Below are 13,726 nucleotides of genomic sequence, written 5' to 3'. Positions count from 1 at the left end.
CTGCGACGCAAGATCTCTCGGCATGCAACCCTTGTCGGAGTACCCGGATTTCGGATGGTGTATGCATAACTTCGCTCATCAGTTTTCGCTGATTTTGCCGGCTTTGAGGTTAATGCTGTTGCCCTGGATGGTGATCTTGCCGGCCGAAATGGCAAGGTCTCCATCTTTGGTGATTTGAATGGTGCCGTTTTGCTGGGTAATCGTGATGGTGCCGCCGCCCTGGCCGATCACGCTGGTGTCCCTTGCGGTTTTGATATGCAGGTTGCCGCGGTTCACAAGCAGCTCCATGTCACTGTTGCGCACTTCCATGGACAAGCTTCGTGCCACGTCCACCACCATGTCCTTGCCGGCGGTCATGGCGATGTTCTGCTTTTCCGCTTTGAATTGGATGTTGTCCCCGGCCTTGAGGCGGAAATCGGTGGCGGCCTGGTAGGCTATCTCTTTGTTGCGGGTCATCATTCGCTGGGAGTTTTCCACCGTGACGATGTGGTCGTTTCCGGACTGCACCGTTTGGGTGTCGCCCGATTCGATCAACATGGTTTTGCAGGCCGCGATCTCCATCTTGCCCTCTTCAGTGGCCAGACGGACCTTGTGCCCGTCGCTGTTGGCGTCGAGGGTGAGGATGTTTTTGCGCTCGGCGGTGAAGAGTTCGATCTTTTCCTGGCCCTGGCGGTCCTCCATCAGCAGTTCGTTGCCGCTGACGGTGCGGATGATGTTCTGAGTGTGATTGTCGGAGGTGACGACATTAGGGTTTTGGGGATTGGGCAGGGCGCCGGTCACAATCGGGCGGTCCGGATCGCCGTTGACGCAGGTGACCGCGACCTCGGTGCCGGACCGCAGGGGAAAATGGATGCCGTAGTTGTCGCCGCCGTAGGGTTGCATGAGGCGCACCGGATGGCTGGCTTGTCCCGCTTCGGCATCGCCCCGGTCGAAATCGACGCGGATATGATATCGCCCCTGCTCGTCGAGATAGGCGTATTCGGTACCTGTGGTCTCGATACGCGCGGTAAAGGTCCCGACCAATTGGCGATGCTTGGGAATCGGCGACCGATAAGGCGTTGCGGCCTTGATCAGGCGGACTCGGTTGGTGTAGGTGGGGCCTTTGGCCTCCTCTCCAAAGGCCAGTGCCGCACCCTGGTCGGCCGTGTGCTCCACGCTGACCACCAGGTAGTCGTCGTTCATGGCGGGCAGGGGATGATTGGTGATCTTGAGGCGGTATCCCGGCAGCAGTCCACGGCAGTCCGTCTCTCCCACGTAGACCATGCGCTCCGTGTCGAGGGCCTGAGCGCGAATGGAAGCCATGCGTTGGCCCTCTTCAATCGTTTTGAAGTGATCCCCGTACACCGCGTTTTCGCCGAGGGCGGCACCCATGGCCGACTGTTGGCTGGCTTCGAGTAACGTCTCGGGGGTTCGGTAGTTGTAGTCGGTAACGCGGACTGTACCAGGGAGCAGGCGGGCATGGCTATGCAGGGCATAGATGGTCTCGACGGCACGGGCGGTGCCGGTTTGCGGCTGATAGCGCAATGCGCTGACCCCAGGTAACGCAGGGCGTGCCGCGCTTCGATCGCAGAAACGGGGGCGGGATTTTTCCGCATCGCTTTCAAACATAAAAAAGATGCCGGAGCGTGCCAGCAGGCGGCACAGAAAGGCAAAATCGGTTTCGGCATATTGAATCACGAATTCCCGAAGGGGATAGGTTTCGGTCAGGTCGACGGCATAGTCGTCCTGCTCGAAGCCGGCGCTGCGCAAAATATCGCCGATGATCTGGGGAACGGTGCGATTCAGAAAAACCCGGTTGTTGGTGTTCTGTTTTAGCAGGGACAGGGGCGAGGTGAAGATGACCTGGTAGCACATGGCTTCCGGGGTATCGTTTTCCCTGGAAAAGTGGTCCACGAGGCCGTGTAGAAAAAGGGGAGTCCCTCCCCATCGCATCTCCATGGTGGCACGGTTGCCGACGACCGTCGAAGCCGTCAGTTCCGCCTGGGCCGTGAGCGTCAGGGTAAAACGAAAATCTTGCGATATACCGTGATCCTTGCCGGAAAAACCGGTTACGGTAAAGGTGTCATCCGGCACGGAGCGGATCCGGAATCCAAAATGACTTATGTTGGCCGCCCTGTTCAGGGAAAGGTTGGCGGCATTCTGTGGAGTCATGGTAGTTTTCCCTCCTTTGGTTATTGCTTTTTCCAAATCGAAATCGCTATCGAAATCGGTATCGGGGGTGGCTTTGTTGATTTTCGGGGATAGTCATCAAATCGAAATCAAAGGCAAAAAGCCGGTTTCGATCCCGATTTCGATTTGGATGAAAACCTCCTTTATCCACCTGCCCCCGCCTGGGCGAATTGGGGTTCGTCCTCCTTCACTATGTCGCTGAAAAGGCACTCAAGTTCACCGTTTTCGCCAACCTCGAGAGCCATGAGCTGCGGCATGTCCTCGTTGACCATGAAGCCGAGCAGGCTGCGGGAGATGCCGGGCAACAGGTTTTGCTCGATCAGGGTGTTGACGGCGCGGGCTCCCGATTCGGGGGTATGGCAGCGGCCGACGAGATGGTCGATGACCTCCGGGGTGCAGCGCATGCGGATGCCGTGGGCGTCGAACAGCCGCTGGGCGACCTTGTCGAGTTTCTGGGCGATGATCTGCCGCAGGGTGTCCCGATCCAGGGGACGCAGGGGCACGATCTGCATGCGGGCCAGCAGCGCCGCTGGGAAATGAGCCGTCAGGGCGGGGCGGGCCGCCTCGATCAAGGCCCCGTGGGATGGTGGGGCGAAGGGCGTTTCGGGCTCCTCCTCTTCGCCGACCGGTTCCGGAGGAGCGCACAGATCCAGAATCGTTTCGGCGCCCAGATTGCTGGTCATGATGAGCACGGTGTTCTTGAAATCGATTTCCCGTCCTTCGCCGTCGCGCATGAAGCCCCGATCGAAGACCTGGTAAAACATGTTGAGTACGTCGGGATGGGCCTTTTCTACCTCGTCGAGCAGGATCACCGAATAGGGCCTCTGGCGCACCGCTTCGGTCAGAATGCCGCCCTCGCCGTAGCCGACATAGCCAGGCGGCGAGCCTTTCAATTGCGAAACCGAATGGGCCTCCTGGTATTCGCTCATGTTGATGGTCACCATGAACCGTTCCCCGCCGTACAGGGTGTCGGCGATGGCCCGGGCGGTTTCGGTTTTGCCCACCCCGCTGGGGCCGGTGAGCAGGAACACGCCGATGGGGGCTTGGTTTTCCCGCAGGCCCGCCTTGCTGCAGCGAATCGACTGGCCGATGGCGTGGATGGCGGACTCCTGGCCGATGATGCGCCGGCTCAGGGTATTTTCGAAATCGAGCAGGTTGGCCAGGTCGTTTTTTACCATCCGGCCCACGGGAACGCCGGTCCAGTCGGCCACCACCCGGGCGATGGTGTCGGCGTCGACTTCGGGCTGGACCAGAGGAGAGTTTTTCTGTAATTCCTGCAGGTCCCGTTGCAGGGTTGCCAGATCGGCGAGGGCGTCCTTGCCGCCGGTACGGGATTCCTGAATCCGGCCGACCAGGGCTCGTTCCGCTTGCCAGCGTTGCTCCAGTTCGGTCAATTGCTTGCGGGCCTCCTCTTCCTGTTGTTGCAGGTCGGCCAGCAGGTTGACGTCGGCGGGGATACCCTGGGCGGTTTCCTCGGCCAGGTGTTTGCGGCGCCTTTCGATATAGGTCAGATGCTCGCGGGCGGTATCCACCTCTGCCGGAGTGGCGGCCTTGCCCATGCAGATCCGGGCGGCGGCGGTATCGAGCAGGTCGATGGCCTTGTCGGGGAGGTAGCGACCATTGATGTAGCGGCTCGACAGGCTCACCGCGGCCTCCACCGCGCTATCGGTGATCAGTACCCCGTGATGTTTCTGGTAATGGCCCTTGAGGCCGTTGAGCATGACGATGGCGTTGTCCTGCGAGGGTTCCTCCACCTTGACCATCTGAAAACGGCGCTCCAGGGCCGCGTCCCGCTCGAAATACTTTTTGTATTCGCTCCAGGTGGTGGCGGCCAGGGTGCGCAGCTCTCCCCGGGCAAGGGCCGGTTTTAACAGATTGGCGGCATCGCCCTGGCCGGCGTCGCCGCCGGCCCCGATCAGGGTGTGGGCCTCGTCGATAAACAGAATGATCGGAGTCGGCGAGGAGATTATCTCTTCGATCACCGATTTCAGGCGTTTTTCGAATTCTCCCTTGACCCCGGCTCCGGCTTGCAGCAGGCCCAGATCCAGCCCGACCAGACGGACCTTTTTCAGGCTGTCCGGCACCCCGTTTTCGGCAATCCGCAGGGCCAGGCCTTCCACCACGGCCGTCTTGCCGACGCCGGGTTCGCCGACCAGGATCGGATTGTTCTTGCGGCGGCGGGTCAGGATGTCGATGATCTGACGAATCTCGTCGTTGCGCCCCAGGACCGGATCGATGGCACCCTTGGCGGCCCGGGCCGTGAAGTCGGTGGTGTAGGCGTCCAGGTGCGGAGTAGCGGTGTCGGCAGAACGGACCGACGCCGTCGCCGGAGATGGCACTACGGCTTCGGCTGCACTGGGTAGTTGAGGGTTTTCCACCGAAAACCGGATCAGTTCGGCCAGGTGGGACTGCAGCAGATTGCGGGATACGACTTCCAGGGACAGCCAAGCCGTGCCGGGAAGTCGCGGCGCCAGGTCCAGCAGGGCTTCGAGCAGAGCACCCGAGCGCAGTTGGGCCTGGGGGTCGCGCAGGGAACTGATCGTCCAGGCCCGTTCGAACCACTCCAGAAGCTGGAGTGAAAAAGACGGCTTGTTGCGATTGCCGGACCGCAGGCGGCTGAGGTTGTCCAGCATGGCCTGCCAGAGCCGGTCCAGGTTGACGTCGAAATGGCGCAGGATCAGGTCGAAGTCCCCTTCGCCCTTCTCCAGCAGCTTGACCACCAGGTGCTCGATACAGACTTCAAAATGACCACGCATCCCGGCAAAGGCGGCGGCCGATTCCAGGGCTTGCAGGCAGTGTTCGTTCAGTTTGTCCAGCAGAGCTTTGATCTGTGCGGTGCTCATCTATTTCCTCCAAAAAATATTTATCGGAATCGCAATTGAAATCGGGGGTTAGGCTTTTTATGTTTCCCGCTGCCGATCCAGACTGCCCCCCGTAAGCCGAACGCGATTAACCTTATCGCCGGCCTGGCCGAGACAGGTCGTCCAGCCCAGAACCGCCTGGCCTCCACCCAGCATCGACTCATAGCCCGCATCCGGCTGAATCAACAGCTCCAGGTCGTACTGGATCGTGGGATCCAGATATTCGCGAATCATGTCGGCCAGGGTGGCGGCCGCGCGGCGTCCCGGCAGAAGGTCGGCCGCATCGCGGCTCGGCAGGGGGCCTATTCGGAGCCGGATCTTGCTGTTGACATCCATCAGCCGGCTGCCCAGCATGGCGTTGTCTCCGAGGGCCAGACCGCTTCCCAGCGACGTTCTTTCCTCCAGCTCGATCCAGTAGGGAATGTTCTGCTTGACGGTTACCGGGCAATGCAGGAAATCCTCCAGCATGTCGGCCAGGGACTGGCTGTTTTTGACTCGGGTGGCCAAAATCCCCGCGTAGTCGAAGCGTCCCGAAACCCGGCAGGTGCCGCCTCCGCCGGAAAGGGCTTCAAGGTATCGGCAATAGAGGCTGGTTCGTCCATCGCCGGAACCATGGAGGTTCATCTTCTTCCAGGCTTCGTAGAGCAGGTGATAGAGCCGCTGGTTGAACAGCTCCAGAAAGCCGCGCAATTCGGCGCCGCGCGGCGTATCGAATGTTGCAATGTCGTTGAAAAATTGGGGCAGGGGCGAATCGACCCCGTAGAACCCCATGAAATTCAGCTCCAGGCGGTAACGGGCGTTTTCATCCACCCGGCAATGCCGAATTTCGCCGGCCGGAAAGGTCATTTCCGTGGCGGGAGCCAGGTCGATGAATCCCTGTGTTTCGTTACCGCTTGCCGTTTCCTCCCCGAAGTTGGTCTCGATCAGGTGCAGGGCCTGAAAGACACTGTAGGCGGAAGGGTTTTTCAGCAGGTCCTCGATCAGATGAGGAAGTTTTCCCCGAGCAATGGTTCCCATGTTATCTCACTGTTGGAAGGGCTCAGCCGGGAGCCGGTTTGCACAAAAGCGTTGATGCTGGCGTACATACTGAAGAAGTGGTGCAGAATGGTGCCGAACATGTAGGTGTCCGCCGGCGAGATGTATTCGCTTTCCTCCATCGACAGTTGTATGTCCATGCCACGCAGCAGTGCACCTCGATACACCCGATTGAGCGGCGAAACCCGGATATCGGTGAGGCCACGGATGCGCTTGCCCGATTGCTCCTGGTCGCTCCAGTCGTACAGGGACAGCAATTGTCGAAAACTGTCGATGGAGGACAGACTGTTGTAGCTGACCGTCAGGTGGGCGACCAGCGCCAGTCGGTAGTCCGGCCGGTCGGGGGGCATGAGAAACCGGCTGGGCCGGGTGATGTTTTCACAGGTTACGTTGGACGGAAATTCCTGTGCCGGGGCCTTGATGTCTCGAACCTGCAGGTGTTCCCGGGGAATAGCCCCATTACAGGCGGTAATGTCGCAGGAGAGGATTTCCTGTCGTTCCGTCATGGCCCCGCCGACGGACAGATAAGTCATGTGCCTGCGCCCTTCTCGGACGCGATGGCTCACATGGTAGTAACGGTCGGTGCCGGCCCGATGGTTGAAGGAAGGCAGCGCGGAATAGAGGTGGATCTTGCCCGTTGCCGGCTGTTTGCCCGTGACCCCGTTGACGCTGTAGATGAGGATCCCGTCGGGATGGTTGGTGTCGGCGATCACGGGGTATTCCGTCTGCTTATGGGTCAGTGAAATTGGTTCGCTGGTGGATTCGAACAAGTTGATGACGGGGGCGCAGTGCAGACGGAAATTTTCCCTGCTCAGGCGATATTCATCAGACAAGGCCTCCGCCAACCGGATGTGAATCATAAATTCACAACATTTTTTTGGCCACGACACCTTGTTGAGGTTGCGTAGGGCCACAAACTGGTATTTTTCGCGGAAGCAGAAATATTCGTGCAGGAGATGAAAGCCGAGGAAACCGCGGCCCGATGAACTCACCAGCAGGTTCTCGGCGTCCAGATGGCAGGGTTCGATGGCTTCCTGGCGGCCAAGAACGCAGGGCCGAACCGCTTCGCCGGGGAAAGTGACACTGACCTCCTCCGCCTGTGCCGTCAGGGCCTGGTACAGGGCCATGGAAGTCGCTGGGTCTCCGTGCAGGTACAGCTTGATCGAGTCGAGATCCAACTGGTCCGGGGCAATGTCATGGTCGAACTGAAAATGGAGCTGGATTTCCTGCCGGCCATGGTAGGCGGTGGCGAGCTGAAAGGACGCCAGGCGCAGGGGCTGCAGGGTTACGTCGCTGGTGGTGCGGAAACTGCAGCTTACGCGTTCACCGACTGTCTGCCGGGTATGATCCGGCAGGGTTACCCCCTTGCTGGTCAGGGAGGTTCCCTTCGGCAGAGTCGTGGTCTGCCTCATCTGGCCGGGACGAGGGCTGAACTGCATGATGCAGCAGGAAGGGAAGGGGCGCAGAAAATAAGGCCGGACGTGAGACAGAAGCGCTTCGGCGAGTTCCGGCACATCGTCGTCGATCCGTTGTTTGACCTCGGCCGTCAGAAAGGCCATGCCCTCCAGCAGGCGTTCCACGTAGGGATCGCAGTCCTTGATATCCTGCAGGCCCAGCATCCGGGCTTTTTCGGGAAAAGCCCGGGCAAAATCTTGGGCCGCTTCCTGCAGCAGTCGCATTTCCGTATCGAAATATTTACCCATGGGTGTATTGCTCCCAGGTGGTGGCCACCTCGACGGCGCCGGTTCGATACAGCGAAACGATATATTTGACACGGCGACCCAAAGGGGTTTCGCCGAAAAGTTCGAACTGGGTAACGTCCCGATCATCTTCGTGGTGAATGGCGCGGACATGAGGATGGCCCAGACGGGGCTCGAATTCGATCACGCACTGCCGCAGGGCGCTCATGATCCGGTCGCTGGTGTAGGGCAGCTCCAGATACAGGGCGGCGATATCGGGCATGCCGAAGTGCGGCAGATGGGTCAGGGAGCCTCGCCGCGAATTGAACAGCCGCCGCAGATGATTCCGGATGCTCAGGTACAGATCTTCCTCGGAAGATCTGAGCTCGCCCCGTGATTCGCCGGAGGGATCGGATGTCAGGATGTCGAAGATAGTTTGGGACATAGCTGCTTGCTAAATAGTTGTATTATTTGATGTTCCTCTATTCACCCTCACCCAAGCTTTCTTCCTCGAGGGAGAGGGGGGGGCCCGGAGGTGCCTTGCGGCACCCCCGGGCATTAAATCAGCGTCCTTCGGTCCAGCTGTCGGAAAAGGAGATGTTGCCGTCGATGTAGGTCCAGGTGATCTTGGCGTAGCGGCAGGCCACCGCTTCCAGGTGCGGATAGCGCTCTTTGTCCAGGTCCTTCACGTTGTGCATGGTCGGCTTGACCGAGGTGAGCTTGACGTTTTCCAGAGTGTGGCGGAAATATTCTTCCTCGGTGCCGGTATCGTTGATGCGGTACCATTTGAGGTCGATCCTCTTCAGGGTCTGGCCGTTGCTGCAGGCTTTGTACAAATACGGGGTCGCGTTGTCGAAGGCTTTCAGGAAGACGAAGGGTTCGTGCTTGCGGGTGCCGGTCAGGCTGCCGGTGTCGTTGTCGGTGGGGATGCGCAGTTCGTGATCGAAGCCGAGGATTTCGATCGTTCCTTCGCGTCCTGCGACCTTGACCGGCCCTTCTACCTTGGAACCCTGATCGTCGAGAATGGTCATGTAGCCGGGAATAGCCATTGGTATCCTCCTTGGTTTATGTGTCCGGTGCCTGGTGCACCAGCGGGGAAATTGGCCCGTTGTATTTCAACCGGGCCGATTGATTTTGAAGTTGTCGGTGTCGAAATCGCTATCGAAATCGAAATTGGGTGTTCGCCTTTCGATTTAATTCGATTTTCCGTTTCGATCCCGGACCCAGAATCCAAATCGAAGTCAAAGGCCGATTTCGATCCCGATTTCGATTTGGATGAAAAGCTAGTCACCATTTTTATTTATTATCCCGCGGCATCTGCGCCACGAGTTTCAACTGCACGTCCACCCCCTCGATCTGGAAATGCGGCCGGACAAACAGGTCGACGCTGTAGTAGCCCGGGTTTTCCGGGATTTCCCGCACCGTTACCTGGCCGTCCCGCAGGGGGTGGGTGGCGATCAGTTCCGGCTCGGGGTCCTTCATTTTCGTCACCAGGGTCTGGATCCAGGCGTTCAGTTCGTTTTCCAGTTTCTGGCGGCTCTTGGACGAGCCGATGTTTTCCCGCTGCAGGACCTTGAGATAATGAGCGAGCCGCGACACCAGGAAGATGTAGGGCAGCCGCGCGTTGATCATGCTGTTGGCGTTGGCCTCGGTGTTGGCGTACTCGCTCGGTTTCTGCACCGAGTTGGCGGAGAAAAAGCAGGCGAAGTCGCTGTTTTTGTAATAGCTCAGGGGGATGAAGCCGAGGTTGGCCATTTCCAGTTCGCGGGTTTCGGAAACCAGCATTTCCGTGGGCATCTTGATCTGCATGCCCTTCCCGCTGTCGTGCAGGTGCACCGGCAGATTTTCAACTTTCCCTCCGGCTTCCGGACCGCGGATGTTGACGGCCCAGCCGTGTTTGGCGAAGCTCTGGGCGATGTTGCCGGCGAAGGCGAAGACCGGGTTGCCGAACAGATAGCTGCGGTGGTCCTCGGCGCTGACGTTTTCTTCATAATTGAAGGTGCGGACCGGAATGGTGTCCTGGCCGTAGGGCAGGCGCAGCAGGAATCGGGGAGTCAGCAGACCCACGTAGCGGCTGTCTTCCGTTTCGCGGAAGCTTCTCCAGCGGGTGAACTCGGCCTTTTCCATGTAGTTGGACAGGTCGTTGATCTTGGCGATTTCCTCGACGCTGGATTTGCCGAAAAATTTCGAACCGACCGACGCCAGGAAGGGGCAGTGGGCACTGGCCGAAACCTTGGAGGCTTCGCGCAGCAGGGTGACGTCCTGGGCCGAGCTGTCGAATTCGAAGTTCGCGACAATGTTGGAAAAGGGCTGACCGCCGGGCGTGTCGTATTCGCTGACATAGACATGCTTGTAGAGACCGGTCTGGATGATTTCGGGGGCTTCCTCGAAGTCCTCCAGCAGATCCTCCTTGGAGCAGTCGAGGATTTCCACTTTGGTGTTGCAGCGGAAGTCACAGCGGTCGACCATGAATTGAAGGCCGCGCCAGGCACTCTCCATCTTCTGAAAATCCAGGTGGTGAAGAATGACATCCAGTTGATTGCCGATGGTCTGATCGATCTGGGCGATGTACTGGTCGAGCAGGGTTTTGTCGATCCGTTCGATCTGGGAATTGTTCCGGGTTGCCAGGTCGAGAAACACCTGGATGCCGGCCGTCAGCCGTTCCTGCAGGGAAATATCCGCCATTCGGGACGCGTCGGCAAAGCTGTTCAGTTTGATCGATTCGTTCAGGGGAGCGATGTCGACCAGCTCGCATAAACGTTCGTAGGAGTTCTCGTTGTCAAGAAGGACTTCTTCTTGAGGTTTGCTTTTGCTCGGTGCCGTATTCTGCATGTTCATATTCGGGTCTCCTGCTCTTAGTAGCTGCGGATTTCCAGGTTGGACGTTTCATTGGAATCATCCAGCAACTTTTCCAATTGCTGCTTCAAACCTTCCAGTTGAGGCTGGTTGCTGACGATCTTTTCCAGCTTCTTGCGAAACTTGGCGTTGTCCAGCAGGTTCGATTTTAGATCCTTTAGCAGATTTCGCATCGCCATCAGGCTGTGCATCTCGGGAATCTGATGCGCTACGCTGTCCGGGCGGAAATCCTTCATCGACTGAAAGGCGAGATCGATGGAAAAATCGCTGCCGTCCTTGGCCAACAGATTCGGTACGTCGAAGCGGACACTCGGAGCGAGATCGGCCATGACCGATTCGAAATTGTTCTTGTTGATGTTGATCCGCTGTCGGTCGGCTATTTTCCCCTTGGTTTTGCCGTTGCTGAAATCCCCCATCACCAGCATTTTCAAGGGAAGTTCCGTCTTTTTCTGGTGACCCCCGGTTTCAACATCCAGCGCTAAATTGATACGGGCCTTAGGGATTTCCTTTTGGTAACTGTCGCTCATAGGTTGTCTCCTTATGCACGGTGTATGGATGGTTACGATGCATTGAATACGGTGGCAGTTCAGATGAAAGCAGCGGCAGAGATAACATCGATTTTGCAGAGTAACTGCCGCAGTTCATGTCGTTGTTGTGTAAGGTGCTGTTTCCTTTCGCCAGGGCTAGCCTTTTCCAGAGCTTGCAAGACGGTGAGCCGTTGCTGCAACACCGCAACTGCCAGGGCGGGGTCCCAGAGGGGCAGATGATGAGCCAGGATGTATTGCTGCATGTCTGCCAGGACCACTTCGGCCATGTCGGCTTTACCTGCTGTCAGGCATAGTCGGGCTTCTGCAAGACGTTTTTGTATGCGCTGTTTTTCGGTTTGGCAGGGCAGGCTCTGAATGTTCTGAAGGGCCTCTGGCAATTTCTTCCGTTTTGCCAATTGCATGGCGTCGTCAACCAGTGTCTTAACCGAAATTTCATCGGGGCCCTCGTTGAGGGGGCCTCGGCTTGGGCTGTTGACGCCGCTTGTCTGCCATTGCTGAATCCACAGAAGGCATTCGGTGCCGGCAAAGGGGCGGCCGTCATCAAATTGCAGATTCAGCAATTCCGGGTGTCGATCCAGAGGAGCGCGCAATGCATTCCGGACGAAGCAGGCCAGATCCGGTTGATGATTGGCCTCGAGGTATTGGAACAGGTGGAATTGAAGATCAAACAGCAACTGGAAACCCGGCTCAAAAAACAGGTTTTCACTGCATGTCAGGGCCTGATCCAGTGAATCACAAGTCAGAGTGTTTTCGAGTTGAGTTAGGCCGCTGGCACGCGGTGCCGGAATGCGGGTTCGCCCTTGGTCGTGGGGGGGAAGAGCCAGTTTTCCCCATCGCAACGCCCGGGAATAGGCCAACGCCCGAAGAAAATCGCCGGAGTTGAGTAAGTATTTGTGAATCTGACGTGTCAGGAATTCCACTCCATGCTCGGAGTTGAGCTCTTGGGTAGATTCCGTGGTGTCGCTGGGAGCCGGTTGTTGTGCTGTGGCCTGGGAGGGAGGATCTCCTTTCGGTGTTGTGGGCTTAAGCCTCCGCAATCGCTCCTCGACCCAAGGTGCCAGGCGCGAGAGACGGGGTGTTTCCTCTCCCAGTTTTTCTGTGAGAAACAGGTGGATACCATCGATTTCCTGGTGCAGGTTGACTAATATTTCGAGGGAGACCGGCGTCTCTGAACGTTCGGCAAATGCTACCAGCCGCGGATTAGCCAGCAGATTGAGGGCAGCCCGTCGCCCCGACGCGCTTTGGGGATGGCAGTCGCACCAGAAGTTTTGCAGCAGCACCCGGTACATTTTCAGCCCGTCCAGCAGCCCCGGCAGTCCTTCGATGTAGGCTGCGGCCACAAGGTAATATCCTGCAATGCGCAGATCTTTTGCCTCCTTGGCCAGTAGCTCGCGGCAGGTGGCCATGATCATGGCATAGTCGACATCCCTAAGCTTGTCGCTTTCTTCCTTGATTCGCTGAAATGCGTCCAGGTAGCGGGGATCATCGCCGCAGACTTTATCTTGCAGGGGCCTGGCGATGTCGAGGAGCCATTCCGGGTTTGGCTTTGGGGGGAGGGGGGTCATAGAAGCATTTCCCTCCGTCCGGTTCGGTACAGCACGTCGAGCATCGGGATGGAGTCTTTTTCCAGTAGACGCCGCAAATCCACCCGGCTTGTAAAGGTTTGTAACGTGGGCCACTCGCAACCGAGGTCAAAGATGGTGTTGTCGTTCAGCTCCTGGTTGAGTAACGGCAGAAGATAAGAGGGCGGTAATGGTTTGAAAAAGAGTGTTATGCAAGCCGGATGGTCAGCGTTTCCCTTGCTCCAGAAGTATTGGGCACGCCAGATACGGTCTTCAAGGATTGCTTCGATCATCTGAACCCAGAAGACCACGTAGTGGGTCTGATCATCTTCGGCCGGAATGGGGATTCGTATCCCCCAGTTGGTGCGGCTTGGGCCACGGTTCTGCACGGTTTTCATGATGTCATAGAACGCGCACCAGAACTGTTCTCGTGCCGTTACCTGTGCCTGCAGGCCGCACCAATAGTTTTTCAAAGGGATGGTTTCGAGCAACCGGATCTGTTGTTTAACCAGTTCTTGCGGCGTATACATGGGGATGTCGGTCCCTAATGCATCCAGCTTTTCAAGCAACGCGGGAACTGAGGACAACTCTTTTGTAGAGTTCAACAAGGCTTCAGCTTTTTGGAAGTACGTTCGGTGAATCAAGGGCAGGCTGGCTCGATTGGTGTGATAAACGTCATTCGCGGTGGTTGCCAGGATGGAAAAAGGATAGATGCGCCCGCTTTTGTCGCGACTGGAGGTCAGGCAACCGATGAGGCTGCGTTCGTGTTCATTTCCTGACAACACAAAATGATGCATAGGGAAGGACCTGTATACAGATGGCCACCCCTTGGGATGTTTGCGCGCAATATTGCTGACGCCTTCCTGCAGCCACTTTTCAAAGTTGCTTGCTTCGCGGATTGCAAGGTTGTAGCGAATGAAATCCGAATGGATCGGCATCTTTCCGAAACAACCAGCCTGCAGGCGTGCAGAAACAGCGGTCTTAGAAGGGGTTTTGTCAAAAAGCCCAAACATGCC

General features: G+C 57.7%; 10 protein-coding genes. All 10 read right to left on the bottom strand.

Annotated elements, in window-relative coordinates; all coding sequences use genetic code 11:
• Positions 1 to 78: 78 nt before the first annotated feature.
• Entirely contained in the window at positions 79 to 2,151 is a 2,073-nt protein-coding gene (locus PCAR_RS15290; RefSeq protein ID WP_011342602.1) for a type VI secretion system Vgr family protein, read from the bottom strand.
• 161 nt (positions 2,152 to 2,312) lie between these two features.
• The gene (tssH, locus tag PCAR_RS15285) at positions 2,313 to 5,012 is read right to left on the bottom strand and encodes a type VI secretion system ATPase TssH (RefSeq protein ID WP_011342601.1); all 2,700 of its coding nucleotides are present in this window, start codon (positions 5,010 to 5,012) and stop codon (positions 2,313 to 2,315) included.
• Between the two features lie 57 nt (positions 5,013 to 5,069).
• The gene (tssG, locus tag PCAR_RS15280) at positions 5,070 to 6,047 is read right to left on the bottom strand and encodes a type VI secretion system baseplate subunit TssG (RefSeq protein ID WP_011342600.1); all 978 of its coding nucleotides are present in this window, start codon (positions 6,045 to 6,047) and stop codon (positions 5,070 to 5,072) included.
• Entirely contained in the window at positions 6,011 to 7,768 is a 1,758-nt protein-coding gene (gene tssF / locus PCAR_RS15275; RefSeq protein WP_011342599.1) for a type VI secretion system baseplate subunit TssF, read from the bottom strand. The genes tssG and tssF overlap by 37 nt, the downstream gene beginning before the upstream one ends.
• The gene (tssE, locus tag PCAR_RS18100; protein WP_011342598.1) at positions 7,761 to 8,189 is read right to left on the bottom strand and encodes a type VI secretion system baseplate subunit TssE; all 429 of its coding nucleotides are present in this window, start codon (positions 8,187 to 8,189) and stop codon (positions 7,761 to 7,763) included. Before tssE ends, tssF begins: the two co-directional genes overlap by 8 nt.
• Before the next feature lie 118 nt (positions 8,190 to 8,307).
• Positions 8,308 to 8,793: an Hcp family type VI secretion system effector gene (locus PCAR_RS15265; protein ID WP_011342597.1), complete on the bottom strand. Its 486-nt coding sequence runs from the start codon at positions 8,791 to 8,793 to the stop codon at positions 8,308 to 8,310.
• A gap of 247 nt (positions 8,794 to 9,040) precedes the next feature.
• Positions 9,041 to 10,582, bottom strand: a complete 1,542-nt coding sequence (gene tssC / locus PCAR_RS15260) for a type VI secretion system contractile sheath large subunit (RefSeq protein ID WP_011342595.1) — start codon at positions 10,580 to 10,582, stop codon at positions 9,041 to 9,043.
• Between the two features lie 17 nt (positions 10,583 to 10,599).
• Positions 10,600 to 11,127, bottom strand: coding sequence for a type VI secretion system contractile sheath small subunit (gene tssB / locus PCAR_RS15255; RefSeq protein ID WP_011342594.1), 528 nt, complete (start codon positions 11,125 to 11,127; stop codon positions 10,600 to 10,602).
• Positions 11,128 to 11,186: 59 nt separating this feature from the next.
• The gene (gene tssA / locus PCAR_RS15250) at positions 11,187 to 12,713 is read right to left on the bottom strand and encodes a type VI secretion system protein TssA (RefSeq protein WP_011342593.1); all 1,527 of its coding nucleotides are present in this window, start codon (positions 12,711 to 12,713) and stop codon (positions 11,187 to 11,189) included.
• Complete coding sequence (tagF, locus tag PCAR_RS18095; RefSeq protein WP_011342592.1) at positions 12,710 to 13,723, bottom strand: type VI secretion system-associated protein TagF; 1,014 nt, start codon at positions 13,721 to 13,723, stop codon at positions 12,710 to 12,712. Before tagF ends, tssA begins: the two co-directional genes overlap by 4 nt.
• Positions 13,724 to 13,726: the final 3 nt, after the last annotated feature.

The organism is Syntrophotalea carbinolica DSM 2380 (genome assembly GCF_000012885.1).
Taxonomy (GTDB): Bacteria; Desulfobacterota; Desulfuromonadia; order Desulfuromonadales; family Syntrophotaleaceae; genus Syntrophotalea; species Syntrophotalea carbinolica.
Note: the sequence above shows the minus strand (reverse complement) of the source record. Positions and strands in the feature narration are given on the sequence as shown.

Coding starts and splice junctions, on each gene's coding strand:
- PCAR_RS15290 (WP_011342602.1), bottom strand. CDS start 2,151: ATGACTCCACAGAATGCCGCCAACCTTTCCCTGAACAGGGCGGCCAAC.
- tssH (WP_011342601.1), bottom strand. CDS start 5,012: ATGAGCACCGCACAGATCAAAGCTCTGCTGGACAAACTGAACGAACAC.
- tssG (WP_011342600.1), bottom strand. CDS start 6,047: ATGGGAACCATTGCTCGGGGAAAACTTCCTCATCTGATCGAGGACCTG.
- tssF (WP_011342599.1), bottom strand. CDS start 7,768: ATGGGTAAATATTTCGATACGGAAATGCGACTGCTGCAGGAAGCGGCC.
- tssE (WP_011342598.1), bottom strand. CDS start 8,189: ATGTCCCAAACTATCTTCGACATCCTGACATCCGATCCCTCCGGCGAA.
- PCAR_RS15265 (WP_011342597.1), bottom strand. CDS start 8,793: ATGGCTATTCCCGGCTACATGACCATTCTCGACGATCAGGGTTCCAAG.
- tssC (WP_011342595.1), bottom strand. CDS start 10,582: ATGAACATGCAGAATACGGCACCGAGCAAAAGCAAACCTCAAGAAGAA.
- tssB (WP_011342594.1), bottom strand. CDS start 11,127: ATGAGCGACAGTTACCAAAAGGAAATCCCTAAGGCCCGTATCAATTTA.
- tssA (WP_011342593.1), bottom strand. CDS start 12,713: ATGACCCCCCTCCCCCCAAAGCCAAACCCGGAATGGCTCCTCGACATC.
- tagF (WP_011342592.1), bottom strand. CDS start 13,723: ATGTTTGGGCTTTTTGACAAAACCCCTTCTAAGACCGCTGTTTCTGCA.